This is a genomic window from Amycolatopsis sp. MJM2582 (genome assembly GCF_000754115.1).
GTDB lineage: Bacteria > Actinomycetota > Actinomycetes > Mycobacteriales > Pseudonocardiaceae > Amycolatopsis > Amycolatopsis japonica.
In genome coordinates this window covers 1,184,754-1,208,706 of sequence record NZ_JPLW01000001.1, presented here as the reverse complement: position 1 = coordinate 1,208,706, position 23,953 = coordinate 1,184,754, and the positions used below count along the sequence as shown (strand labels likewise).

Annotated in this window: 22 protein-coding genes and 1 tRNA gene; 15 read left to right on the top strand and 8 right to left on the bottom strand. The window is 67.9% G+C overall.

The features are described 5' to 3' along the window. Positions 1-2 precede the first annotated feature (2 nt). From ED92_RS05975 to ED92_RS05955, 5 genes are all read right to left on the bottom strand, one after another. Entirely contained in the window at positions 3-1,466 is a 1,464-nt protein-coding gene (locus ED92_RS05975) for a penicillin-binding protein 2 (protein ID WP_037333914.1), read from the bottom strand. Next, positions 1,463-2,941, bottom strand: a complete 1,479-nt coding sequence (locus ED92_RS05970) for an FtsW/RodA/SpoVE family cell cycle protein (RefSeq protein ID WP_037333912.1) — start codon at positions 2,939-2,941, stop codon at positions 1,463-1,465. The genes ED92_RS05975 and ED92_RS05970 overlap by 4 nt, the downstream gene beginning before the upstream one ends. After that, a complete protein-coding gene (locus tag ED92_RS05965) occupies positions 2,941-4,338 on the bottom strand; it encodes a PP2C family serine/threonine-protein phosphatase (RefSeq protein WP_016330504.1) in 1,398 nt (465 codons plus the stop codon). The genes ED92_RS05970 and ED92_RS05965 overlap by 1 nt, the downstream gene beginning before the upstream one ends. Further along, a complete protein-coding gene (locus tag ED92_RS05960; RefSeq protein ID WP_007030429.1) occupies positions 4,335-4,802 on the bottom strand; it encodes an FHA domain-containing protein in 468 nt (155 codons plus the stop codon). The genes ED92_RS05965 and ED92_RS05960 overlap by 4 nt, the downstream gene beginning before the upstream one ends. Before the next feature lie 160 nt (positions 4,803-4,962). Further along, positions 4,963-6,219, bottom strand: coding sequence for a DUF3662 and FHA domain-containing protein (locus tag ED92_RS05955; RefSeq protein ID WP_037333909.1), 1,257 nt, complete (start codon positions 6,217-6,219; stop codon positions 4,963-4,965). A 130-nt stretch (positions 6,220-6,349) separates the two neighbouring features. Between ED92_RS05955 and ED92_RS05950 the strand changes: the two genes are divergently transcribed. The 3 genes from ED92_RS05950 to ED92_RS05940 all read left to right on the top strand — a co-directional run bounded on the left by ED92_RS05950 (position 6,350) and on the right by ED92_RS05940 (position 8,278). Beyond that, positions 6,350-6,432: transfer RNA gene (locus ED92_RS05950), tRNA-Leu, on the top strand. 194 nt (positions 6,433-6,626) lie between these two features. Beyond that, positions 6,627-7,238 (top strand): hypothetical protein, encoded by a 612-nt coding sequence (locus ED92_RS05945; protein ID WP_037333907.1) that lies wholly within the window; start codon positions 6,627-6,629, stop codon positions 7,236-7,238. Then, positions 7,235-8,278: an ImmA/IrrE family metallo-endopeptidase gene (locus ED92_RS05940; protein ID WP_037333904.1), complete on the top strand. Its 1,044-nt coding sequence runs from the start codon at positions 7,235-7,237 to the stop codon at positions 8,276-8,278. The genes ED92_RS05945 and ED92_RS05940 overlap by 4 nt, the downstream gene beginning before the upstream one ends. A 67-nt stretch (positions 8,279-8,345) precedes the next feature. On the opposite strand, the gene ED92_RS05935 is transcribed toward ED92_RS05940, so the two are convergent. Beyond that, complete coding sequence (locus tag ED92_RS05935; RefSeq protein ID WP_037333902.1) at positions 8,346-8,720, bottom strand: FKBP-type peptidyl-prolyl cis-trans isomerase; 375 nt, start codon at positions 8,718-8,720, stop codon at positions 8,346-8,348. Positions 8,721-8,861: 141 nt separating this feature from the next. Here ED92_RS05935 and ED92_RS05930 point away from each other — a divergent pair, with 141 nt between their 5' ends. The 5 genes from ED92_RS05930 to ED92_RS05910 all read left to right on the top strand — a co-directional run bounded on the left by ED92_RS05930 (position 8,862) and on the right by ED92_RS05910 (position 15,080). Further along, the gene (locus tag ED92_RS05930) at positions 8,862-12,098 is read left to right on the top strand and encodes a penicillin acylase family protein (protein WP_235213203.1); all 3,237 of its coding nucleotides are present in this window, start codon (positions 8,862-8,864) and stop codon (positions 12,096-12,098) included. Between the two features lie 25 nt (positions 12,099-12,123). Further along, on the top strand, positions 12,124-13,164 hold the full coding sequence (locus ED92_RS05925) for a PLP-dependent aspartate aminotransferase family protein (protein WP_037333900.1): 1,041 nt from the start codon (positions 12,124-12,126) through the stop codon (positions 13,162-13,164). Between the two features lie 9 nt (positions 13,165-13,173). Then, positions 13,174-13,506, top strand: a complete 333-nt coding sequence (locus ED92_RS05920) for a hypothetical protein (RefSeq protein ID WP_037333898.1) — start codon at positions 13,174-13,176, stop codon at positions 13,504-13,506. Between the two features lie 268 nt (positions 13,507-13,774). Beyond that, a complete protein-coding gene (locus tag ED92_RS05915) occupies positions 13,775-14,479 on the top strand; it encodes a hypothetical protein (RefSeq protein WP_228694826.1) in 705 nt (234 codons plus the stop codon). Between the two features lie 4 nt (positions 14,480-14,483). Then, entirely contained in the window at positions 14,484-15,080 is a 597-nt protein-coding gene (locus tag ED92_RS05910) for a class F sortase (protein ID WP_052120296.1), read from the top strand. Between the two features lie 72 nt (positions 15,081-15,152). Here the strand turns inward: ED92_RS05910 and ED92_RS05905 are convergent, their stop codons facing one another. Both ED92_RS05905 and ED92_RS05900 read right to left on the bottom strand, forming a co-directional pair. Next, positions 15,153-16,208 (bottom strand): patatin-like phospholipase family protein, encoded by a 1,056-nt coding sequence (locus ED92_RS05905; RefSeq protein WP_037333895.1) that lies wholly within the window; start codon positions 16,206-16,208, stop codon positions 15,153-15,155. Between the two features lie 20 nt (positions 16,209-16,228). After that, a complete protein-coding gene (locus ED92_RS05900; protein WP_037333891.1) occupies positions 16,229-16,972 on the bottom strand; it encodes a FadR/GntR family transcriptional regulator in 744 nt (247 codons plus the stop codon). Between the two features lie 60 nt (positions 16,973-17,032). Here ED92_RS05900 and ED92_RS05895 point away from each other — a divergent pair, with 60 nt between their 5' ends. From ED92_RS05895 to ED92_RS05865, 7 genes are read left to right on the top strand one after another with little or no spacing between them, the layout of a single operon-like run. Continuing rightward, positions 17,033-18,523 (top strand): ABC transporter substrate-binding protein, encoded by a 1,491-nt coding sequence (locus ED92_RS05895; RefSeq protein ID WP_037333887.1) that lies wholly within the window; start codon positions 17,033-17,035, stop codon positions 18,521-18,523. Then, positions 18,520-19,464, top strand: coding sequence for an ABC transporter permease (locus tag ED92_RS05890; RefSeq protein WP_037333884.1), 945 nt, complete (start codon positions 18,520-18,522; stop codon positions 19,462-19,464). The genes ED92_RS05895 and ED92_RS05890 overlap by 4 nt, the downstream gene beginning before the upstream one ends. Then, a complete protein-coding gene (locus ED92_RS05885; RefSeq protein ID WP_037333880.1) occupies positions 19,464-20,276 on the top strand; it encodes an ABC transporter permease in 813 nt (270 codons plus the stop codon). The genes ED92_RS05890 and ED92_RS05885 overlap by 1 nt, the downstream gene beginning before the upstream one ends. Next, positions 20,273-21,010 (top strand): ABC transporter ATP-binding protein, encoded by a 738-nt coding sequence (locus tag ED92_RS05880; protein WP_037333877.1) that lies wholly within the window; start codon positions 20,273-20,275, stop codon positions 21,008-21,010. The genes ED92_RS05885 and ED92_RS05880 overlap by 4 nt, the downstream gene beginning before the upstream one ends. Further along, positions 21,007-21,777: an ABC transporter ATP-binding protein gene (locus tag ED92_RS05875; protein WP_081975702.1), complete on the top strand. Its 771-nt coding sequence runs from the start codon at positions 21,007-21,009 to the stop codon at positions 21,775-21,777. The genes ED92_RS05880 and ED92_RS05875 overlap by 4 nt, the downstream gene beginning before the upstream one ends. After that, positions 21,770-23,191: an aldehyde dehydrogenase family protein gene (locus ED92_RS05870; RefSeq protein ID WP_037333874.1), complete on the top strand. Its 1,422-nt coding sequence runs from the start codon at positions 21,770-21,772 to the stop codon at positions 23,189-23,191. Before ED92_RS05875 ends, ED92_RS05870 begins: the two co-directional genes overlap by 8 nt. Then, positions 23,188-23,946: an SDR family NAD(P)-dependent oxidoreductase gene (locus ED92_RS05865; RefSeq protein ID WP_037333870.1), complete on the top strand. Its 759-nt coding sequence runs from the start codon at positions 23,188-23,190 to the stop codon at positions 23,944-23,946. The genes ED92_RS05870 and ED92_RS05865 overlap by 4 nt, the downstream gene beginning before the upstream one ends. Positions 23,947-23,953: the final 7 nt, after the last annotated feature.

Below are 23,953 nucleotides of genomic sequence, written 5' to 3'. Positions count from 1 at the left end.
CGCTATCCACCCCCGAGCATGGCGTTGACGGCGGCGCGGCCGATCTCCGCGGCCACGGTGCCACCGGTCGCTTCGAGCCCGCGGTTGCCCCCGGACTCGACGATCACCGAGACGGCGATCTTCGGGTCCATCGCCGGCGCGAACCCGGTGTACCAGGCGTGCGGCGGGGTGTTCTTCGGGTCGTTGCCGTGCTCGGCGGTGCCGGTCTTGGAGGCGATCTGGATGTCGCCTCGTTTGCCGGCGCCCTTCGTGTTCTCCTCCGACGCCAGCATCATGTCGCGCAGGATCGCGGCGTTCGCGCTGGACATGGCGGCGTCACCGGTCAGCTCGGTCGGCTTGTAGTCCTCGATGGTCGACAGGTTCGGTGCCAGCAGCGCCTGCACCAGCTGCGGTTTCATCGCCATCCCGTTGTTGGCGATGGTCGCCGAAAGGAGGGCGTCCTGGATCGGGGTCAGCCGCACGTCGCGCTGCCCGATGGCGCTCTGGAACAGTGCCGCCTTCGACTCGAGGGGCCCGAGGGAGGAGGCGGCGACCCGCATCGGCACGGCCAGGTCCTCGCCGACACCGAAGTTCTTCGCCGTCGCGTTCAGCTTGTCCTTGCCCAGTTCGCCGGCGAGCTCGGCGAACGGCACGTTGCAGGAGTACCGCAGCGCTTCCTTCAGCGTGCTGCCCTTGCAGGCCGCGCCGCCGTAGTTCTCCAGCGTCGTCTGCGTGCCGGGGAGCTTGACGTTGGGCGCGGTGTTGACCGGCATGTCCGCCGTCTTGCCGTTCTCCAGCGCGGCCGCGGTCACCAGCAGCTTGGCCGTCGAACCCGGCGGGTAGGTCTCCGAGATCGCGCGGTTCAGCATCGGCTTCTTCGGGTCGTCGCGCCACTGGCCCCAGGCCGCGATCTGCTCCTTGCCGACATGCGAGGCGAGTTTGTTCGGGTCGTACGACGGCGTCGAGACCATCGCCAGGATGCGCCCGGTCTTCGGCTCGATCGCGACCACCGAGCCGGTGTAACCCTTCTGCGTCATCAGGTCGTACGCGGCCTTCTGCACGGCCGGGTTGATCGTCAGCCGCACGTTCCCGCCACGCGGGTCGCGGCCGGTGACCATGTCCGACAGACGCCGCACGAACAGCCGCGGGTCCGAACCGTTGAGCACGTCGTCCTCGGACCGCTCCAGGCCGCCCGAACCGTAGTTGATCGAGTAGTAGCCGGTGACCGGCGCGTACATCGGGCCGTCGGCGTAGGACCGGATGAACTTGTACTTGTCGTTCGAGGGTTCGACCTTCGCGAGCGCCGTGCCGTCCGGCGTCACGATCAGGCCGCGCTGGCGGGAGAACTCGTCGTAGAGCACCCGCAGGTTGCGCGAGTCCGTGCGGTAGTCGTCGGCCTTGACCACCTGGATGTAGGTGGCGTTGGCCAGCAGGAGCACCACCATGACGAGCATGGCGACGCCCACCTTGCGGAGCGGGGTGTTCACGAAGCGCTCCCCTCACCGTTCACGGGCGGCCGCTGGACCATCACCGTGTGCGCTTCGGCGAGCGGCGCCTGCGGCTGCTGCGGCTTCGGCCGCACCGCGGGTTTGCGGGCGGCGTCGGAGATTCGGAGCAGGAGGGCCACCAGGATGTAGTTCGCGAGCAGTGAAGAACCACCGCGGGAGAGGAACGGGGCGGTGATCCCGGTGTTCGGGATCAGGTTCGTGACGCCACCGACGACCACGAAGATCTGCATGACCAGGGCGAACGAGAGGCCGCCGCCGAGGAGTTTGCCGAAGGTGTCGCGGACCGCGAGGGCGCTGCGCATCCCGCGCATCGCCAGGATCAGGTACAGCATCAGCATCGCGGCGAGGCCGATGAAACCCAGTTCCTCGCCGATCGCCGTGGTGATGAAGTCCGTCTTGGCCTCGGGGACCATGTCCGGCCGTCCGGCGCCGAGGCCGGTGCCGCCGACCCCGCCGGTGCCGAGCCCGAACAGTCCCTGCGCGACCTGGTAGCCGCCGCCCGCGTCGTCGTAGGTGGCGAGCGGGTCGATCCAGTTGCGGACACGCTGCTGGACGTGCGTGAACAGGTTGTAGGCGATGATCGCGCCGGCGGCGAAGAAACCGACGCCCAGCACGACCCAGATGACCCGTTCGGTCGCGACGTACAGCATCACCAGCGTGACGCCGAAGAACAGCAGCGACGTCCCGAGGTCCTTCTCGAACACCAGCACGCCGAGGCAGGCGGCCGCCGCGATCAGGATCGGGCCGAGGTCACGGGCGCGCGGCAGTTCGACGCCGACGATCTTCTTGCCCGCGACCATGAACAGGTCCCGTTTCGTCACCAGGAACGACGCGAAGAAGATCATCAGCAGGATCTTCGCGAACTCGCCGGGCTGGATCGAGAAGAACGGCAGCTTGATCCAGACCTTCGCGCCGTTGACCTCGGAAAGGCTCGACGGCAGCACCGCGGGCAGCGCGAGCGCCACGATGCCGACCAGACCGCAGGTGTAGCCGTAGCGGGTCAGCGTGCGGTGATCGCTGATCACGACCAGCACCACCACGAACAGCACCAGCGAGATCGCCGTGAACAGCACCTGCTTGGTGACGTCCGGCGTGTACTCCTTGCCCTGCTGCACCGCGCGTTCCGCGAGCGCCAGGTCGATCCGGTGGATCATCACCAGGCCGAGCCCGTTCAGGAGCGCGACGCACGGCAGGATCACCGGGTCCGCGTACGGCGCCCAGCGGCGGACCGCCAGATGCGCAGCCGTCAGCACTCCGAGGTACGACAACCCCAGCCAGATGATCGAGCTGGTGAGTTCCTGCTCCTGGTTCGCCTCCACCAGCACGAGCGCGACGGTGACGATGAACGTCGCGAACGCCAGGAGGACGAGTTCGGTCCCGCGCCGTTTGGGCAGCTCGCGCGGAGGGTTCGTGGCGAACTGGGCCGAAGCCGGATCGGCGATCGGCGTGCTCATCAGTTACCGCCCCCTGGTGCTGCCGTGGCCGGCGTCGAGCAGTCCCTCCCCGCTGGCTGGTTCGCCGAACTCGGCGAGGCGGGGGTAGAAGGGGCTGCCGCCGACGACGACACCGGAGGCGGCGACGAAGCGGAAGGCGGCGTGGAAGTCGAGCTGGTGTTCGGCTTGCAGTCGGCCAGCTGTTTGTGCGGCCGCAGGAAGTCGTCGATGTACTTGCGGGCGTCGTCGAGGTTGTCCTTCTTGACGCCGTTCTTCACCGCGATCCGCGCGTCCTCCTGCAACGCGGGCACCAGCAGCTTGTCGGTGCACAGCCCGCCCGGCGGGCACGAGCCCTGCTCGTAGGCGTGCAGGTCGATGCCGAGGATGCTGCCGGGGACGCCGCGGTAGATCACGACCTCCTCGCCGGGACCCTCGCCGACGTAGTACTGGCTCAGCACGAAATACCGCGTGGCGATCGCCGCCGCGGCCAGCACGATCAGGACGACCACCGCTCCCGCCAGCCAGCGAAATCGCCTCCGGCGCTTGACCTTGGGGTCCTCCTGCTGGGGCTGGACCTCCGGCCGCGGCTGCGGCGCGGGCTGGGTCAGCGCACGGGCGCGGGCGGCGGGGGAGTCCCCCTGGTGGAACTCGTCGCTGCCGTCCCCGGCGGCGCCGCCCACGATGGGCGCGTCCTCACCGAAGTCGACGTCGACGACGTCGGCGATGATCACCGTGACGTTGTCGGTGCCGCCGCCCTTGAGCGCCAGCTCGATCATCCGGTCCGCGCAGGCCTGCGGATCCGGGATCTGGATCGCCTCGGACAGCGTTTCGTCGCTGACCATGCCGGACAGGCCGTCCGAGCAGATCAGGTACCGGTCGCCGGCGCGGGCCTCGCGCACGGTCAGGCTCGGCTCGACCTCGTGGCCGGTGAGCGCCTTCAGCAGCAGCGACCGCTGCGGGTGCACCGCGGCCTCTTCCGGCGTGATCCGGCCCTGTTCGAGAAGTTCGTTGACGAAGCTGTCGTCCCGCGTGATCTGCGAGAACTGACCGCCGCGCATCAGATACGCCCGCGAGTCGCCGACGTGCACGACGCCCATCCGCGAACCGGCGAACAGCACGGCGGTCAGGGTCGTGCCCATCCCGTCGAGGTCCGGGTCCTGCTGGACGAGCTCGGCGATGGCGGCGTTGCCGTTCTGGACGGCCTCTCTCAGCTGAGCGAGGAGATCGTCGCTGGGATCGTCGTCGTCGAGGGGCGCGAGGGAGGCGATGACGACCTTGCTGGCCACCTCACCCGCTGCGTGCCCACCCATGCCGTCGGCGAGGGCGAGCAGGCGGGGACCTGCGTACACGGAGTCCTGGTTGCTGGAACGCACCAGGCCCCGGTCGCTGCGAGCCGCGTAGCGGAGGACGAGAGTCATGGGCGAAGCTCGATCACCGTTTTGCCGATCCGGATGGGGACTCCGAGCGGGACCCGGAGGGGTGCCGTGACCTTAGCCCGGTCGAGGTACGTCCCGTTCGTCGAACCCAGATCTTCCACGTACCAATCCTCCCCGCGCAGGGCGATCCGGGCGTGCCGGGTCGACGCGTAGTCGTCGTCCAGCACCAGAGTCGAGTCGTCGGCGCGGCCGATCAGGATCGGCCTGCCGTCCAAGGCGATCCTGGTTCCCGCCAGCGCACCATGGGTCACGAGCAGCTGCTGCGGAGACTTCCCGCCGCGCGGCTTCTTGTTTTCCTTCTTCTTGCGGCCGAACGTCGGGACGGCCACTCGCAGCCCGGAGGCCGCGTACAGATCCGAACGGACGACACGCAACGCGGCGAACACGAAGAGCCAGAGCAGCACGAGAAAGCCCACCCTGGTGAGTTGAACGACCAGCTCTGGCACTTGTTGTGTCCGCTCCCGTTTCTCCTGTACGCCGCGGAGAGCCCGTGCCGTCCGGGATGGTCGGCTCCGAACGGCCTTGCTCTCCGCGTACGACCCGCGGTGCCGATCCACCACAGGTCCCGCACCGCAATTCTGCGATACCCCCTCCGGACGCCGCCGGTCAGCCCTGCGTACGGAACACGAGAGACGAGTGGCCCACGCGGATCACGTCGCCGTCGGCCAGCTGCCACGTCTGCACCGGGGTGCCGTTGACGGTGGTGCCGTTCGTCGAACCGATGTCCGCGAGCGTCGCGCTCTGGCCGTCCCAGGTGATCTCCAGATGACGGCGCGAGACCCCGGTGTCCGGGAGCCGGAAGTCGGCGTCCTGGCCGCGGCCCACGACGTTCCCGCCCTGCTTGAGCGAGTACGAACGGTTCGAGCCGTCGTCAAGCTGGAGGCTCGCGGTGAGCTGACGGCCCGCCGCCGGCTGGCCGCCGTAGCCGCCACCCTGCGCGTACGGGTCCGCGGCGGGCTGGCCGTACTGCTGCTGGCCACCGCCGTACTGGTCGTAGCCGCCACCCTGCTGCTGGCCGCCGTACTGGTCGTACCCCGGCTGCTGTGCGCCGCCGCCGTAACCCTGGTCGTAGCCGCCCTGTTGCTGGCCGCCGTACTGGTCGTAGCCGGGCTGCTGTGCGCCGCCGCCATAGCCCTGGTCGTAGCCGCCTTGCTGCTGGCCGCCGTACTGGTCGTAGCCGGGCTGTTGCGCGCCGCCGCCATAGCCCTGGTCGTAGCCGCCTTGCTGCTGGCCGCCGTACTGGTCGTAGCCGGGCTGCTGTGCGCCGCCGCCGTAACCCTGGTCGTAGCCGCCCTGCTGCTGGCCGCCATAACCCTGGTCGTACCCGGGCTGCTGCTGGCCAGCCTGCTGTCCGTAGCCGTACTGGCCCTGCTGGCCGTACGGGTCACCCTGGTCGTATTGGCCGTAGCCGGGGGGCTGGCTCATTGCTGGGTCTCCTGCGTTGCTGGGTCGTGCCGACCGTGACGAACCTTCGGCGCCGTGGGGCTTGACGTCGGGATCGACGGACGAACGGGTCTTGAACTGTCCAGTATGCAGCGCCTCGTTGCGCTCGAGCGAAACTACGACGTCACCATAGGTGTCCCATCCGTGCTCGGCGAGGTGTTCCTTGACCGCCTCCGCCAGCACCGAGGTGACCCGACGCTCGTCTCCGGCCATACGTTCGTGATCAGCCTGCCCCAACGACACGATGTAGTGATTGGGAGCGAGCTGTCGACCACCGGCCAGCTCACGAACGTTCTCCTCGCTCTCGCGCTCGAGCGCCACCGCCACTTCCTGCGTGACGACGTTGCCACCGAACATGCGTGCGAAGGTATTGCCCACGAGGTTCTCGAGCCGTCTGTCAAAGCGTTCGACGCGGCCCACCGGGCAACCCTCCTCACAAGTGTGCTTCCCCGTCGATCCTATCCGGGTACGGCCAGTCGGACACGGCCCCCGGTGAAACCCGTGAAATCCGCCTGCTACGCTTTGCGAGCTGTCAGAGAACGAAGCACTCGGGCGAGTGGCGGAATGGCAGACGCGCACGGTTCAGGTCCGTGTGTCCGAAAGGACGTGAGGGTTCAACTCCCTCCTCGCCCACTCTTGGTTGAAGGCCCCGTCGCTAGCGCGACGGGGCCTTCTTTCATGTTCGCCAGTACTCGGGGGCCGAGCCCCGGACCCCTGCGGTGCGGTCGGTGGCGGTTGGCAGCGTGGTTCGGTTTGAGAGCGTCAGCCTCGCTCTTTCATGCGTTTGTGCTGGTAGTTGCGATAGTGCAGCCGGTATATTTTCTGGCATGTTTTCATACCCTCTTGCTGAGGACGTGCTGTACGACCTCGGAGACAAGGTCGTGAGCGCTCTGGTTGAGGCGACGCGCGCGACCAGAGCGGATCTGGCCGAGTATCGCGACACCTTCCCAGGCTGGGTCGCGGATAGTAGTGACCGTGGCCTCTCGAACTGGATCCACGACCGCCTCTGGGCACACCTGCGTCGAGGGCTCGTCGACATCGACTCGGTCGAGCTGGTGGACCAGGGCGTCACTCGCGAAGTCACGGTAGGTCTCCGGTACCGCGCCCGTGTGAAGCGGCACACGGTCCGAGATCGCATCAGGTCGTACGCCACGAAATCGGCACTTGCCTTCTGGGCGCAGTCCGAAGCTCTGGAAGGATTGGAGGAGGTTCGTCTGGGCTTCGGTTACCGCTGGGACCCCGAGGAGCGAGTGATCGGCAGCACCATTGTCTCCCTGCGCGACGGGTTGGACAAAGATGCGATCTGGGCTGTGGAGGTGGATGCTGAGGCATCCGGAGGCCTGGGTGCGGAAATCACCTGGACTCCTGTCGATCCGTCGCTGCCCCAGATCGACCTGTACGAGGCCTTGGCCCAAGACGAGGAGGACGAAGCGACGTGAGTGGAATCGGCGATGTGCTCGAAACACTTCGCCGCGCCCGCGGCCTGACGCAGGCTGATTTGTGTGCCAAGGCCGAGATCACTCAGGCCGCGTTGTCCCGTTACGAGAACGACCAACGTATGCCTGACGACGACGTGCTGAACCGGCTCGCGGAGTCGTTGGGTGTATCGACACGCTTCTTGACCCGAGATCACGCTGTCCGGGGTGCGCTCGCTGTCGACGCGCACATGAGGCGCCAGCGAACGACCAAAGCTTCCACGTGGCGGAGGCTGGAAGCTCGACTGAACGCCTATCGGCTTCATGTTTCCGTGTTGTTCGAAGAGGTGTCGATGCGAGCGGAACAGTCCGTCCCGACGTTCGACCCGATCGATACGACCCCTGAGCAGGCAGCTCTCATGGTGCGCGCCCAGTGGAGGCTGCCGGTCGGACCGGTGCGGCACCTGACTCGATGGCTTGAAGCCGCCGGTTGCGTGATCTTGGAAGAGGACTTCGGCACGTCCCGTATTGATGGTCTTTCCCAGTGGATCGGTGATCATCCGGTGCTGCTGATCAACGCCGCGGCTCCGGTCGATCGAAAGCGGCTGACCCTGGCTCATGAACTCGGTCATCTCGTGCTCCACAACGGGGTTGCGACCGAGGACCCGGAGCGGGAAGCCAATGAATTCGCGGCGGAGTTCTTGATGCCGACGCATGTGATCAAGCCGGACCTGCGCCCTGTGACACTTGGGCATCTACGAGACATGAAGCGGGTTTGGGGAGTCTCGATGCAAGCTCTCTTCGAGAGGGCCTACTCGCTCAGGCAGGTTTCGGCGGCGGATCGTACGAGTTTCTACAAATCCATGAACGCTCGCGGGTGGAAAACGACCGAACCGGATGGCGATCACCTGGCTCCGGAGACCCCACGACTTGTCACGGCGATCGGGGACACGTTGCGAGCCAAAGGTCTCACAGACGAGGAGATCGCCGAGTTGGCGGGCTTCTCGGATGGCGCTGCGGACAACCCGTTCACGCGACCGATGCGGCGATTGCAGGCCGTATAGATCGGGACGGCGCAACGAGCCCCCGGAGCTTTGGATCCACCGGGGGCTCGTCGCGCGATGAAACGGGTCAGTTCACGCCGATGAGGTCGACGACGAAGATCAAGGTCTCGTTCGGCTTGATGACGCCGCCGGCGCCGCGTTCGCCGTAGGCCAGATGCGGCGGGATGACCAGCTTGCGGCGGCCGCCGACCTTCATCCCGGCCACGCCCTGGTCCCAGCCGGGGATGACCTGACCGGCGCCGAGGCCGAAGCGCAGCGGTTCGCCGCGGTCCCACGAGGCGTCGAACTGGTCGCCGGTCGAGTGCGAGACGCCGACGTAGTGCACCGAGACGGTGTCGCCGGCCTTCGCCTCCTGGCCATCGCCGACGGTGATGTCGGACTTCTCCAGGTCGGACGGCGCGGGGCCCTCCGGGCGGTCGATCTGGGGCTTCTGCAAAGACATGCCCACAAGCTACCTCTGCTGGTCCTGGCTCCGCAGGGCGAGTATTCCGCCGAACGGTGGCAAGAACGCGAATAGTCTTCACAAATTTGGATACCCGTGGGTAGTGTGCGCCTCGTCACTCTCCGACGACGGAGGTCTTTCATGCGACGAGGCATACGGGTCTTGACGACGCTGGCGGGGCTGACGCTGGTGGCGGGCACCGTTCCGGCACTGCAGGCGAACGCCGCGGAAGCGCCACAGAACTCGGTGGTGGCGGCCGCGCTCGACGACTACTGCGGCGGCCAGTGCGGTGACATCCTCCCGCCCGGCACCAAGGGGAACGCCACGCTCGCCGAAATCCTGGCGCACAAGGCGTTCGGCACCCGGCCCGCGCATTCGGCCGATCAGCTCGGCAAGTACGCCTCGCTCGCCGACGGCTACAAGACATTGACCACGGACAAGATCAACCAGTTCTTCAACGACGCGTCGTTCGGCGTTCCGTCCGGTCAGGTCGAGAGCACGATCAAACCCCGTTCGGACGTGACGATCACCCGCGACAAGGGGATCGGCGTGCCCCGGATCGTCGGCACGACGCGGCCGGGCACGATGTACGGCGCCGGATACGCCGCGGCGCAGGACCGCCTGTGGCTGATGGACATCATGCGCCGCGTCGGCCGCGGCCAGCTGACCTCGTACGCCGGTGGCGCGCAGGGCAACCGCGAACTCGAGCAGAGCTTCTTCGCCTCGGCGCCGTACACCGAGCAGGAACTCCAGAAGCAGATCGACAACGCCGCGGCCAGCGGCCCGCGTGGCGCGCAGGGCAAGGCCGACGCCGAGGCGTACGTGCAGGGCGTCAACAAGTACATCTCCGACGCGCACAGCGGCCGCTACTTCCCCGGCGAGTACGTGCTCACCGGGCACGTCGACGCGATCACGAACGCCGGGACCATCGAGCCGTTCAAGCTCACCGACCTCGTCGTCCTCGCCGCCGTCGTCGGGGCGCAGTTCGGTGCCGGCGGTGGCGGCGAGGTGCAGAACGCCATCGCGAAGATGGCGATGCAGGAGAAGTACGGCCTCGAACAAGGCGACAAGGTCTGGAAGAGCCTGCGGTCCGAGGACGATCCCGAGACCGTCAAGACGCTCCACAATGGACAGACGTTCGACTACGGCAAGGCGCCGTCGAACCCGCAGGGCGCGGCGATGCCGGACAAGGGTTCGGTCACCGGGCAGCAGTTGGTCTTCGACCCGACCGGTTCCGCCGGGACGGCGACGCCCGCCAAGGTGGACGTTCCGGCGCCCGAGGACCAGAAGGCCGTCCGCGGCATCTTCGACGACGGCGTCCTGCCGGGGAACCTGCTGTCGGAAAAGCACGGCATGTCCAACGCGCTGGTGGTGTCCGGCGCCAAGACCGCGAGCGGCCACCCGGTCGCCGTCTTCGGCCCGCAGGCCGGTTATTTCGCCCCGCAATTGCTCATGCTGCAAGAACTTCAGGGTCCTGGCATCAGCGCGCGCGGTGCCTCGTTCGCGGGTATCAGCATGTACGTGCTGCTCGGCCGCGGCAAGGACTACTCGTGGAGCGCGACCTCGGCGTCGCAGGACATCACCGACACCTACGCCGTCGAACTGTGCGAGCAGAACGGTTCCGCGCCGACGAAGAACTCCAACTTCTACCGGTTCCGCGGCCAGTGCCTGCCGTTCGAGATCGTCGAACGCAAGAACGCGTGGAAGCCCACGGTCGCCGACGGGACGGCCGAAGGTTCGTACACGCTGCGCAGCTTCCGCACCAAGTACGGGCCGGTGACGAGCCGGGCGCTGGTCGGCGGCAAACCGGTGGCGTACGCGTCGCTGCGGTCGACGTTCCAGCACGAGATCGACACGATCATCGGTTTCCAGAAGTTCAACGACCCGGACGCGATCAAATCCGCGCAGGACTTCCAAGCCGCGGCGGCCGACGTCAACCAGACCTACAACTGGTTCTACGCCGACTCGCGTGACGTCGCGTACTTCAACTCCGGCTCGAACCCCGTCCGCAATCCGAACGTCGACCCGGCCATGCCGGTGAAGGCGGACGCCGGATTCGACTGGCAGGGCTGGAACCCTGACGGCAACCTCGCGAACTACACGCCGTCTTCGCAGCATCCGCAGTCGATCAACCAGGACTACTACATCAGCTGGAACAACGCGCAGGCCAACGGTTACGCGGCCAGCGGCGCGGACAAGAGTGCCGTGCACCGCGGCGATTTGATCGACGCGCGGGTCAAGAAGATGGTCTCCAGCGGCACCAAGGTGACGCGCGTGAACCTCACGCAGGCCATGGAGGAGGCGGCGCTGGCCGATCTCCGCGCGGAGAAGGTGCTGCCGGAACTGTTCAAGGTGATCGACAAGGCACCGGTGACCGGCCCGGCCGCCGACGCGGTGGCGAAACTCAAGACCTGGCTCGCCGCGGGCGGTCTGCGCTCGGAGACCTCGCCGGGCAGCAAGGCCTACGCCAACGCCGACGCGATCCGCATCATGGACGCCTGGTGGCCGTTGCTGGTCAACGCCCAGTTCAAACCCGGTATGGGTGACGCCGCCTACGGTGCCATGGTCGGCGTGCTGAAGATCAACGAATCGCCTTCCGGCTGGCAGAACGAGGTTCCCGGCAAGCACGTCGGCCAGGGGCACGCCGGTTCGTCGTACCAGTCCGGCTGGTGGGGCTACGTGCACAAGGACATCCGCTCGGTACTCGGGCAGAACGTGGCCGGTCCGCTCGCCGTGAAGTACTGCGGTGGCGGCGATGTCGACGCGTGCCGTCAGGTGCTGCTCGACTCGCTGACGCAGGCGGCCGCGCAGCCCGCGAACACCGTCTATCCCGGTGACGGCGACTGCGCGGCGGGCGACCAGTGGTGCGCCGACACGATCATCCACCGCGCGCTCGGCGGTATCACGCAGGACAAGATGAGCACGCAGAACCGGCCGACCTTCCAGCAGGTCGTGGAGTTCCCGGCGAAACGCGGCGACAACATCGCCAACCTCGCCACCGGCCGGTCGGTGAGCGCGAGCAGCCACGAGACCGGCTGGTACAACTCGCCGCCGTCCAACGCGATCGACGTCAACCTGTCGACGCGCTGGGCCAGCGACTGGAGCGACAACCAGTCGATCACCGTGGATCTCGGTTCGGTGCAGCGCGTCTCCCGCGTGGTCCTGCAGTGGGAATCCGCGTACGGGAAGGCGTACAAGGTGCAGGTCTCGTCCGACGGCGCGAACTGGCGGGACGCGGCGTCCATAGTGGACGGAAACGGCGGAACGGACAACGTCGCCTTCGAGGCGGTGGACGGGCGCTATGTCCGGATGGCCGGTGTCCAGCGCGGGACGAAGTACGGCTACTCCCTCTACGAGTTCGAGGTGTACGCCCACTGACGAGGGCACGGTTTACGGTGGCGGGGTGGACACGAACGACTGGTCACCCCGCACCCTCGCCGTCGCCGCCGGACGCCCGGAAGGGCCCGGCGAGCCGCTGAACGTGCCGATCGTCGCGGCGAGCACCTTCGACGCCGGCGCCGACCGCGCGTATTCGCGCCAGGACGGCACCCCGACCTGGGAGGCCCTTGAAGCCGCCATCGGCGCGCTCGAAGGCGGGCACGCCACGGCGTTCGCGTCGGGCATCGCGACGCTGAGCGCGGTGGTCGACACCCTGCCGGTCGGGGCGAAGGTCTGTGTCCCGACGTTCTCCTACGCGGGGTCGCGCGGGCTGCTCGCGCACGCGCACGGCACCGGCCGTCTGGTGGTGACCGAGATCGAGCCGGAGGACACGTCCGCCTGGGTCGCCGCCGCGGACGCGGACCTGCTCTGGCTCGAATCGCCGACCAATCCGACACTCGACGTCATCGACATCGAGACGATCACCGCCGCCGCGAACGGCCTGGTCGCGGTGGACAACACGTTCGCCACTCCGCTCGGTCAGCGGCCGCTGGAGCTCGGCGCCGACATCGTCGTGCACAGCGCGACGAAACTCATCGGCGGCCACAGCGACCTTCTGCTCGGCCTCACCATCGCGGCCGACGAAGGCATCGCGAACGGCCTTCGCGACGCGCGCACCAGGCTGGGGGCGACGCCGGGTGCGCTCGAAGCGTGGCTGGCCCTGCGCGGGCTGCGCACCCTGCCGGTGCGGCTGGCCGAGCAGACCCGCACGGCGAAGCTGCTGGCGGCGCGGCTGCTCGACCACCCCGCGATCACCCGGGTGCGTTATCCCGGCTCCGGCACGATGATCGCGTTCGAACTCCCGGACGCCGAGACCGCGGACAAGGTCATCGGGTCGCTGCGGCTGATCCGCGCCGCCACCAGCCTCGGCGGGGTGGAGAGCCTGGTCGAGCGGCGGGCCTGGATGGCGGGCGACGCGCACGTGCCCGCCGGGCTCGTCCGGTTCAGCGTCGGACTCGAAGATCCGGAAGATCTGTGGACCGATCTGGTCTCCGCGCTCGGCTAGCTTGGGCACGTGGACGAGACGAAACCGCCTCGGCGGCTCGGGCAATGGCTGTGGGGCCTGTTCTGGCTCCTGGTGCTGGGCTTCCTCGCGATCGTCGCGGCGGGCCTGCTGGCCGAACTCGCGGCGGCGCCCTGTCCGAGTGACGGGGTTTGGGCCTGCGACGCGGAGAACCGGACCCTCGCCACCTTCATCCCCGGGATCGGGTTCGGCCTCGGCCTCCTGATCGCGGGGGTGGGCGGCGGCCGGGCGGTGCGGAAGCGGACGTCGCCGAAGCCCTGGTTGTTCGTCGGAGGCTTCTTCGGAGTGCTGTCGTTCGCCGTGGCGCTGTTCCTGGTGTTCTGAGGACCGGCGAAAAATACTTCCGAGTGGCAACCATTCGGGCCGTCCGGGTGTTAACATTCCCACGTCGCCGGGAGTTTTTCCCTTTGTTGAGCGACTTTACGGCCCCTTGTATCGGCCGAGACCACTCCCGCGTTACCCGTTTTCACGGTGGCTTTTGTCACCGTCTATTCGCTACGTCTGGCCGCGGTTTTCGGGCAGGATCGCGCTATCACCCGAACGTGGGAATCTTCCCCGGGTGATCGCAGGGTGGGGGTCACCGTGCGTTGCGATGCTTTTCCACTGGGAGATCACTTTGAAGAAGACGTTGGGCCGCCTCGCGGGCGCGGTGCTGGCCGGCGCCGTCATCTCGCTGGCCGTGACGCCGGTCGCGATGGCGCAGACCGAGACGACGACCACGCCTCCCGCGCCGACGAGCGAGACGCCCACCACGGCGCCCTCGCCCTCGTGGTCCGGCGGCCAGGTCAGCAACCCGCCCTCGTGGTCGGGCGGCAAGGTCACGACGGCCCCGCCGTCCTCCTCCGAGACCGGCACGCCGACCTCGACGAGCGGCACGCCCACCTCCGGCAAGCCGTCGACCTCCACCTCGGAGAAGCCGACCACCACCACCCCGCCGAAGCCCGAGCTGAACGTCGGCGCCGGCTACGTCGAGGGCAACGAGGGCGCGCTGGCGATCCTGTGCGGTTCGGAGCCCGCGGACGTCACCGCGCCGGACTTCACCATCGTCGACTCGTTCCAGGACGGCGGCGACGCCTACCTGTGGATCTACATCGTCGAGGCCAAGCCCGGTTTCAAGGGCACTTCGAGCACCTTCACCTGGACCTGCGACGGCAAGCCGGGCAAGGGTGACATCGAGATCGAGACGGTCGGCGGCGGTTCGACCGCGCCGGGCACCAAGCCGGAGCAGCCGAAGAAGCAGGTCAAGCTGAAGCCGAAGGGCGGCATCGAGACCGGTTTCGGCGCCACCGCGGCCTGATCCGATGAAGCTCCTGACGCAGGGCGGCCGCGTGGTCGCGGCCGCCCTTGTGCTTTCCCTCGCGCTGACGGGCTGCGGCACCGACGAACCCGCCGCGCCCGCCGCGGCGGCGCCGTCGGAATCGGCCCCGCCGGTGGTCAAGCCGTACAACGGGACCCGTCCGACGAACGTGAAGATCCCCAAGATCGGCGCGGAATCGAGTCTGGTCACCGTCGCGGTCGGCAAGGACGGCAAGATGTCCGTCCCGTCGGCGAAGAATCCGATGCAGGCCGCGTGGTACCGGCTTTCGCCGGTGCCCGGCGACGTCGGCCCGTCGATCCTGCTCGGCCACGTCGACGGCAACAAGCAGCCGGGCATCTTCTACAAGCTCAAGGACGTCAACCCGGGCGACGAGGTGCTCGTCGAGCGCAGCGACGGCAAGAACCTGAAGTTCGTGGTCGAGAAGAAGGACCAGGTGCCCAAGGACCAGTTCCCCGAGGAAGCGGTCTACGGCAACACGGACAAGCCGCAGCTGCGGCTGATCACCTGTGGCGGTGTCTTCGACAAGGAAGAGCACAGCTACAAGGACAACATCATCGTGTACGCGAACCTGGTCGCCTGACGAGCGCCATGAAAGGTCCTTTCCTTGCGAAATTCGCGAGGAAAGGACCTTTCCTTGCATCCGGGGACGCGCTCAGCCCACCCCGGCAGCAGGGAACGGGAACCCGACCGGAGCCGTCGCCTCGGTGTCGACCCACTTCCGCATCCCCGCGTCACAGGCCGCGTAGCCCCAGTTGATCAACCGCTCCTGCAGCACTTCCGGCAGTTTCGTCAGGCGCGTCGGGGTTTCCGCCAGTACGTGGGTGCGCTCGGCGGGCGCCGCGAGCGAATCTTCGAGCTGGAAGTTCGCGAGATCGACGTAAGATCCCCAGTAGGCGCCGGCGAAATCCTTCTCCACGTAGGACTTCAGCAACGCGCCGCGCCGCAGTTCGCGCACCTGGTTGTCGATCACGTCGAGGACGCGCAGCAGCTGCCGTCCCCAGTCGCGTTTGACGCTGCGCGTGACCTTCATCCGCTTGCCCGCGTCGCTCACCAGCACCGTCGCGTGCCCTTCGACCGGGTCGAGGCCGAGGTTGTCGTAGACGCCGGCGTCGCTCAGCACGATCTTGCGTTTCCGCTCGGCGGAATGCGGATCCTGGATCACCACGGGCGAGAGCATCGGCGGGAACGCCGAAGACGCGGCCACCGCGGTCGCGAGCGGGATGTTCCCGTGCGGGCCGTTCTGCCGGAAGAACCACCACAGCGCGCCGTCCTGGAGGTTCGTCGCGGTGAAGACGAACTGCGGCCCCGTCGGGTCGATGTCCTTCAGGCAGCAGTCGCCGAACAGGTGTTTCGCGTACACCCGCGCGAGTTCCTCACCGGCACTCCGCCAGGGCACGGCCATGGCGAGCAGGGTGACCGGGATGTCGAGCCGTTTGCGGGCCAGGTTCCGGATCGGCGCCACGACCTTGTCGGAGAAGTTGTCCGCGACACCGTTCTCGAACTTCAGCTCCGCCCAAGCGTGCGCGAGCACGCCGGCCGCGATCGAGCCGCCCGAAACGCTGGAGAACGTCGAGATCTTCGACAGCCAGCCGAGTTCGTTGAGCCGCCACAGGGCCCCGGTGTGGAACAACATCGCGCGGTAGCCGCCGCCGGACAGCGCGAGACCGACGCCTTGCCGGGTGGCCGAAGCTTTGTTGGTATCCCCCACCTGAGTGAGTGTAAGGGTGGTCAGGCGAGTAGTGGCTGCAAGAGACGCCGTTGCTCTTCGGGGACGTACTCGGCGTAGTTGTCGTAGAGCGCCTGCTTCGCCAGTCGCGAAGCGCGCTCGCCGTCGGAATCCCGGATCGCGCCGAGCACCTCTTCGTGATGCGTCAGCCAGTTGCGCATCAACGCCGTCCGGTCGTCGGCGTGCTCCAGTTTGTCCTCGATGAGTTCCAGTACGACGCCGCGGACGACCTCACCGCTGATCACCAGCAGCGGATTCCCCGTCGCGCGGGCGATGGCCTCGTGGAACGCGACGTCCGCGTGCGAGAACTCCGCGAATCCCTTCGAGACGCCCGCGCGCATCGCTTCCAGTGCGGTGTCGAGCTCGGCGAGGTGGCCCTCCGTCCTGAGCTGCGCGGCGAGCAGATGTGCGGAACCGTCGAGCACCATGCGGAACTGCAGGAGTTCGGACAACCCGAGATGGTCGGCCCGCGCGAGCCGGTGCATCGACCGGTGCAACGCGGCGGGGGAGGCGGCCAGAACCTCGGGACCGCGCGGATCGCCTGGCCGCGAGCGGATCATTTCCGCTGCTTGCAGTACACGCAGTGCCTCGCGCACGGTCGAGCGGCCGACGTCGAACTGGACCATCAGCTCGCGTTCGCTCGGCAACCGGTCGCCCGGTTTGATCCGGCCGCTGAACACGGCTTCCTCGATCTGTTCGACGACACGCTGGTACGCGCGGACAGGGGCGACCGGCTCGAATTCCATCTTGACCCTGCCGTCTCGTCTGGTTTACTGGTCAGACCAGTCTACCGGTCAGGGGGCAGGATGAAAGCCCGGATTCACGCGGCAGTGGTGGCGTTGCTGCTGGTGGCGTCCGGCTGCTCCGCCGGTTCGAGTGCCACCGTGGCCAAGGATCCCGGCACGCTCGCCATCGGCTACACCGCCGAACCCGCCAACTTCGACTTCACCCGCACGGACGGTGCCGCCATCCCGCAGGCTTTGCTCTACAACGTCTACGAGGGTCTGGTGAAGCTCGACGCGAACGCGAAGATCGTGCCGCTGCTGGCCGAATCGTGGACGGTGTCGGAAGACCGCAAGACCTACGACTTCAAGCTCCGGAAGAACGCGAAGTTCAGCAACGGGGCGCCGTTCACCGCCGAAGACGTCAAGTTCTCGCTGATGCGCGTGAAGACCGACTGGACCGTGTCGATCAAGTCCACAATGGACGTCGTCGACCGGGTCGACGTGGTGGCGCCGGACCACGCGCGGGTCGTGCTCACGAAACCCAGCAACGGCTGGCTGTTCAGCCTCACCAGCCGCCTCGGCGCGATGTTCAGCCCGACCGGGGTCGCGGATCTGGCGAACAAACCGGTCGGCACCGGGCCGTACACGGTGTCCTCGCGACGTCGTGGCGACTCCATCGTGCTCAAGCAGAATCCCGCGTACTGGGGCACGAAACCGGCCTATTCCACCGTGGTCCTCAAGTACATCAAGGATCCGACGGCGCTCAACAACGCCTTGCTCAGCAACGGGATCGACGTCATCTCCGCGATCACCGTGCCGGATTCGATCCCGCAGTTCCAGAGCGACGACCGGTTCACCGTCGTCGAAGGCACGACCAACAGCGAGGTCACCCTCGCGTTCAACAACGCGCGCCCGCCGCTGAACGACGTCCGGGTGAGGAAAGCGCTGTCGTACGCGATCGACCGGAAAGCGTTGCTGGACACGGCGTGGGCCGGTCGCGGCACGCTCATCGGCAGTATGGTCCCGCCTACGGACCCCTGGTACGAAGACCTCTCGAACGCGTATCCGTTCGATCCCGCGAAGGCGAAAGCGCTGCTCGCGGAAGCGGGCCTGCCGAATCCCTCACTGCGGCTGAGGATTCCGAACCTGCCGTACGCGGTATCGGCCGCGCAGGTGGTGTCCTCGCAGCTGGCGGACGTCGGGGTCACGGTGACGATCGAGCCGCTGGACTTCCCGGCGGTGTGGCTCAAACAGGTCTTCACCGACCACGACTACGACCTGTCGATCATCCAGCACGTCGAGGCGCGCGACATCGTCACCTTCGGCAGGCCGAAGTACTACTGGGGTTACGACGGCAAGCCCGTCCAGCAGAACCTGGCGAAGGCCGACGCCGGAACGCCCCAGGAGCAGATCGACGCGATGCGGCAGGTCGCGCGGAGGCTGTCCGAAGACGCCGCCGCGGACTGGCTCTTCCTGTTCCCCAACGTGATCGTGGCGAAGAACAAGGTGACCGGGTTCGTCCGCAACCAGGTCAGCGAGTCCTTCGATCTCACGGGATTGGCGCCGCGATGACGGTCAAGATCGTGCGCCGCGTGGCGATCCTGGTGGCCAGTGTGCTGGTCGCGTCCATCGTGGTGTTCCTGTTCATGGCCGTGTTGCCGGGCGATCCGGCGCAGGTCGCGCTAGGCGTCAACGCGACACCGGAACTGATCGCGAAAACGCGCGCCGAGTTCGGCATCGACAGGCCGCTCGTGACGCAGTACTTCGACTGGATCGGCGGTGTCCTGCAAGGCGACTTCGGCCGCTCGTACGTCACGCGCGAGGAGATCGGCCCGGCGCTGACCGACCGGCTCGGCGTCACGTTGTGGCTGGTCGGGGCCGGGATGCTGGTGGCGTTGCTGATCGCCGTCCCGGCCGGGACGTTCGCCGCGGTGCGGCATCGGAAGGCGAACGGCACGGCGGTTTCCGGACTGTCGCAGATCGGCGTCGCGATTCCCGCGTTCCTCGCCGGCATCATCCTGGTGCAGATCTTCGCGGTGCAGCTGCGCTGGCTGCCCTCCGGCGGCTGGACACCGCCGGTGCAGGATCCGGGCGAATTCCTCCGCGGTCTCGTCCTGCCCGCGTTGTCCTTGGGGCTGGTGCAAGGCGCGGTGCTCACGCGCTACGTCCGGTCGGCCGTGCTCGACACGCTCGGCCAGGACTACTTGCGCACTGCGCGATCCAAGGGGCTGCGACCGTTCCAAGCCTTGTTCCGCCACGGTCTGCGGAACGCCGCTGTGCCGGTGGTGACGGTGCTGGGGCTGCAACTGTCGACGCTGCTGATCGGTGCCGTCGTCGTCGAGCGCGTGTTCGTCCTGCCGGGCCTGGGCAGCATGCTGCTCGACTCGGTGGCGTCGCGGGATCTGCTGTCCGTGCAGGGGATCGTGCTGGTCTTGGTGGTCGGCGTACTGCTGGTGAACTTCGTGGTCGACGTCCTGTACACGGTGCTCGACCCGAGATTGCGGGGTTCCTGATGCGTAGCCGCAGTCTCGTCATCGGCGGCGTCCTGGTCGCGTTGATCGTCGTCGCCGCCCTGCTCTCGTTCGTGTGGACGCCGTTCGACCCGGTGAAGGTCGACGCGGCCAACCGGCTGCACGATTTCAGCGGCTCGAACCCGCTCGGCACCGACAGCTTCGGCCGCGACGTGCTCAGCCAGATCATGGTCGGCGCGCGGACGACGTTGTACGTCGGCGTGGTCGCGGTCGGGATCGCCGCGGTGATCGGGACGCCGCTCGGGATCCTCGCCGGGATGTCGTCGCGGTGGCTCGGCGAATTCGTCATGCGGGTCAACGATCTCGTGCTCGCGTTCCCCGCGTTGCTGCTGGCGATCATGTTCGGCGCGGTGTTCGGGGCGGACACGCTGACCGCGATGGTGGCGATCGGTATCGCGACCATCCCGTCGTTCGCGCGGATCGCGCGTTCGGGGACGCTGCAGGTGATGAGCTCCGAGTTCGTGCTGGCCGCCCGGTCGGCGGGCCGGTCGCGGCTGAACATCGCGGCGCGGCATGTGCTGCCGAACATCTCCGGGCTGCTGATCGTGCAGGCGTCGGTGTCGTTCGCGATCGCCGTGCTCGCGGAAGCGGCGTTGTCGTTCCTCGGCTTCGGCACCCGGCCGCCGACCCCGTCGTGGGGCCGCATGCTGCAGGAATCCCAGGTGTTCCTGACCCTGCATCCGCGGCTCGCGCTCGTGCCCGGTGTCGCGATCGCCATCGCCGTCCTCGGCTTCAATTTGCTCGGCGACGGCCTGCGTGATCGTCTCGATCCCCGATTGGCGGCGCGGCTATGACACTGCGGGTGGACGGTCTCGGCATCGGCGGCCTGGTCCGCGACGTCTCGTTCGGCATCGCGCGCGGTGAGCGTGTCGGGTTGATCGGCGAGTCCGGTTCCGGGAAATCGTTGACGGCGTTGTCGATCATGGGGCTGCTGCCCGAAGAGCTCGCCGCCTCCGGATCGGTGAAACTCGACGGCCGCGAGCTGCTCGGCGCGCCGGAGAAGGAGCTGTCGCGGTTGCGCGGCAACGAACTCTCGATGGTGTTCCAGGAGCCGATGACCGCGCTGAACCCGGCGATGCGGGTCGGTGCGCAGGTGGCCGAGCCGATGCGGATCCATCGCAAGGGCGGGAAGGATCCCGAGTCCTTGCTGGCGTCCGTGGGACTACCTGGGGTCGCCCGTGCCTACCCGCATCAGCTGTCCGGCGGGCAGCGGCAACGCGTCGTCCTCGCGATCGCGCTGGCCAACGACCCGAAGCTGCTCATCTGCGACGAGCCGACGACCGCGCTGGACGTCACGGTGCAGGCGCAGATCCTGGAACTGATCCTCGACGGCGTGCGGGAGCGGGAGAGCGCGCTGCTGTTCATCACGCACGACCTCGCCGTCGTGGCGTCGGTGTGCGAGCGGGTGCTGGTGATGCTGGGGGGCGAGATCGTCGAAGCCGGCACCACCCGCGACGTCCTCACCGCGCCACAGCACGAATACACGAAGAAGCTGTTGGCCGCTTCGGATCTGGAGGCGAGCCGATGATGATCTCGGTGCGGGATCTCGAACGTCGTTACACCCGGCGCGATGTGCATGCGTTGCGCGGAGTGTCGTTCGACGTCGAGGCCGGACAGCGGTTCGGCATCGTCGGCGAATCCGGTTCGGGAAAGTCCACTTTGGTCAGATTGCTGGCCGCGCTCGACAAGCCGACGGCGGGCAGCGTCTCGTTCCAGGGCAAACGCGTGGACACGTTGCCGGAGCGCAAACTCGGCTTCCTGCGGTCGGAACTGCAGATCGTCTTCCAGGATCCGATGGGTTCGCTCGATCCGCGGATGCGGGTGCGCGACATCATCTCCGAACCGCTGGGCCGACGGGATTCCGCGCGGGTTTCGGAGCTGCTGAAGGCCGTCGGGCTGCCCGAGGACGCGGCCGGCCGCTATCCGCACCAGTTCTCCGGCGGGCAACGGCAGCGCATCTCGATCGCACGGGCGCTCGCGCCGAATCCGAGCGTCCTCATCGCGGACGAACCGGTCAGCGCGCTCGACGTCTCGGTGCGGAAGCAGATCCTCGACCTGCTCGCGTCGCTGGTCGAGCTGTACTCGCTGACGCTGATCTTCGTCTCGCACGACCTCGGCGTGGTGCGGCACGTCTGCGACCGGGTCGCGGTGATGCGGCGCGGGGAGATCGTCGAGATGGGCGACGTCGACCAGGTCTACGACGCGCCGGAACACGAGTACACCAGGGAACTGCTGGCGGCCGCGCCGAATCTGCGGGCCGAACTGGCGCGGTTGAGGGGAGGGGACGATGCCTGAATATCCGGAAGGCTTGCCGATCGGTGACAGCTGGGTGTCCACTGTGGACACCTCGTCGGTGGACTTCCCGTATGACGGGAGCCAGATCGGCCGGGCGCCGGTCGGGACGCCGGAGCTGGCCACGCGGGCGATCGACGAGGCGGTCGCGGTGTTCAAGCAGGTCGCGGCCCTGCCGTCGCGGACCCGGCGCTCACTGCTGAACGCCGTCGCCGCCGCTTTGGAAGCCCGCCGCTCCGACTTCGAGCAGCTTCTGGTGCTGGAGACCGGAAAGCCGCTGGTCGATTGCCGTGTCGAGGTCGCCCGCACGATCGTCACCTGGCAGGCCGCCGCCGAGGAGGTCTCGCGGCTGCACGGTGAGACCGTCCCGCTCGACCTGCTGCCGTCCGGCGACGGACTGGTCGGGTTCTGGAAACGCAAGCCGATCGGCGTGGTGGTCGGCATCGCAGGCTTCAACTATCCGCTGCTCCTGGCGTCGCACAAGATCGCGCCCGCCATCGCGGCCGGTTGCCCGGTGGTGGTGAAACCCGCGCCGCAGACGCCGCTGGCGACGTTGTGGCTCGTGCATCTGGTGCGCTCGCTGACCGACCTGCCCGCGATGGTCCAGCTGGTCACCGGCGACGCGGCCGTCGGCTCGGCGCTGGTCACGGACCGGCGGGTCGGCGCGGTGTCGTTCACCGGATCCGCGCTGGTCGGGCACCGGATCGCGCGCGACGCCGCGCCCACGAAGACGTTGCTGGAGCTGGGCTCCAACGCGGCACTGGTGGTCGCGGAGGACGCGGATCTCGACGCCGCCGCGGACGCCGTGCTGCGCGGCGGGTTCTACGCGTCCGGGCAGGCCTGCATTTCGGTGCAGCGAGTGCTGGTCGTGGACGCCATCGCCGAGGAATTCACCGAAAGGGTGCTGGCGCGGCTCGGCGAGGTCGTCACCGGTGACCCCCGCGACGAGAAGACGCGGGTTTCGGCGCTGATCGACCCGGGCTCGACGCGGCGCGTACAGGAGTGGGTCGACAAAGCGACTTCGGCCGGTGCGCGGCTGGTCGGGGGCGGTGTCGACGGCACGGTGATCCGGCCGACCGTGCTGCTCGACGTGCCCGACGGCGTCGAATGCTGGGACGAGGAGATCTTCGGCCCCGTGGTCTGCATCCGCACTGTGTCCTCTGTGGACGAAGCGTTCGAGGCGGTCAACGCGTCGCGCTACGGGCTGCACGCCTCGGTGTTCAGCACGTCGTTGAAGACGGCGTTCCGCGCGCTCGACGAGCTCGAAGTCGGCGGCGTGGTGGTCAACGAGGTGCCCGGGTTCCGGTCCGACACCATGCCGTACGGCGGCGTGAAGGACTCCGGGATCGGGCGGGAAGGGCCGCGGTTCGCGGTCGAAGAACTGACCGTGACGAGAATGGCGGTGCTGCGCCCGTGACGTACGAAAACCTGTTCCGGCTCGACGGGAAGCGGGCCGTCGTCCTCGGCGGTGGCAGCGGGATCGGCCGCGAATCCGCGAAGGCACTGGCAGCGCACGGCGCCGAGGTGATCGTCGCGGATCGCGATGTCGCCGCGGCCAAGGAAACCGGCGTGGGCGAGGCGTACGAGATCGACCTGCTCTCGGAGGGTGCGGCGGCACGCGCGGCGGAGGAACTCGGCGAGATCGACGTCGTCGTGCTGACCGCCGCGACCAACGTGCGCAAACGGCTGCTGGAGTACACGCGCGAGGAATTCGACCGGGTGATCGCGTTGAACCTCGGCGCGACCTTCGAGGTCGTCCGCGCGTTCGGCGCGGGGATGGTCGAGCGCGGGCGGGGGAGCATCGTCGGGTTCTCGTCGATCCGCGGCACCACCGTCGAGCCCGGCCAAGGCCCGTACGCGGCGACGAAAGCCGGGCTGGTGCAGCTGTTCCGCACGGCCGCGGCGGAGTTCGGCCCGGCGGGGGTGCGGGTGAACGCGATCGCGCCCGGCGTCGTCGAAACCCCGCTGACGGCGCAGATCAAGGCGAATCCGGCCTGGTACGACGCGTACGCGACCAAGGGCGCGCTCGGCCGATGGGCGCGTCCCGACGAACTCGCCGGCGCCGTCGTGTACCTCGCGTCGGACGCGTCGTCGTTCGTCACCGGCTCCGTGCTGGCGGTGGACGGCGGCTGGACCGCGGTCGACGGCCGCTTCGAACCGCCCGCGACGTAAGGAGCCC

Bases quoted from the DNA above. Each gene is read 5' to 3' on its own strand.
- ED92_RS05900 (WP_037333891.1), bottom strand. From the start codon at position 16,972: ATGGAATTCGAGCCGGTCGCCCCTGTCCGCGCGTACCAGCGTGTCGTC.
- ED92_RS05930 (WP_235213203.1), top strand. From the start codon at position 8,862: ATGCGACGAGGCATACGGGTCTTGACGACGCTGGCGGGGCTGACGCTG.
- ED92_RS05870 (WP_037333874.1), top strand. From the start codon at position 21,770: ATGCCTGAATATCCGGAAGGCTTGCCGATCGGTGACAGCTGGGTGTCC.
- ED92_RS05875 (WP_081975702.1), top strand. From the start codon at position 21,007: ATGATGATCTCGGTGCGGGATCTCGAACGTCGTTACACCCGGCGCGAT.
- ED92_RS05885 (WP_037333880.1), top strand. From the start codon at position 19,464: ATGCGTAGCCGCAGTCTCGTCATCGGCGGCGTCCTGGTCGCGTTGATC.
- ED92_RS05890 (WP_037333884.1), top strand. From the start codon at position 18,520: ATGACGGTCAAGATCGTGCGCCGCGTGGCGATCCTGGTGGCCAGTGTG.
- ED92_RS05965 (WP_016330504.1), bottom strand. From the start codon at position 4,338: ATGACTCTCGTCCTCCGCTACGCGGCTCGCAGCGACCGGGGCCTGGTG.
- ED92_RS05970 (WP_037333912.1), bottom strand. From the start codon at position 2,941: ATGAGCACGCCGATCGCCGATCCGGCTTCGGCCCAGTTCGCCACGAAC.
- ED92_RS05895 (WP_037333887.1), top strand. From the start codon at position 17,033: ATGAAAGCCCGGATTCACGCGGCAGTGGTGGCGTTGCTGCTGGTGGCG.
- ED92_RS05945 (WP_037333907.1), top strand. From the start codon at position 6,627: ATGTTTTCATACCCTCTTGCTGAGGACGTGCTGTACGACCTCGGAGAC.
- ED92_RS05880 (WP_037333877.1), top strand. From the start codon at position 20,273: ATGACACTGCGGGTGGACGGTCTCGGCATCGGCGGCCTGGTCCGCGAC.
- ED92_RS05910 (WP_052120296.1), top strand. From the start codon at position 14,484: ATGAAGCTCCTGACGCAGGGCGGCCGCGTGGTCGCGGCCGCCCTTGTG.
- ED92_RS05935 (WP_037333902.1), bottom strand. From the start codon at position 8,720: ATGTCTTTGCAGAAGCCCCAGATCGACCGCCCGGAGGGCCCCGCGCCG.
- ED92_RS05915 (WP_228694826.1), top strand. From the start codon at position 13,775: ATGCTTTTCCACTGGGAGATCACTTTGAAGAAGACGTTGGGCCGCCTC.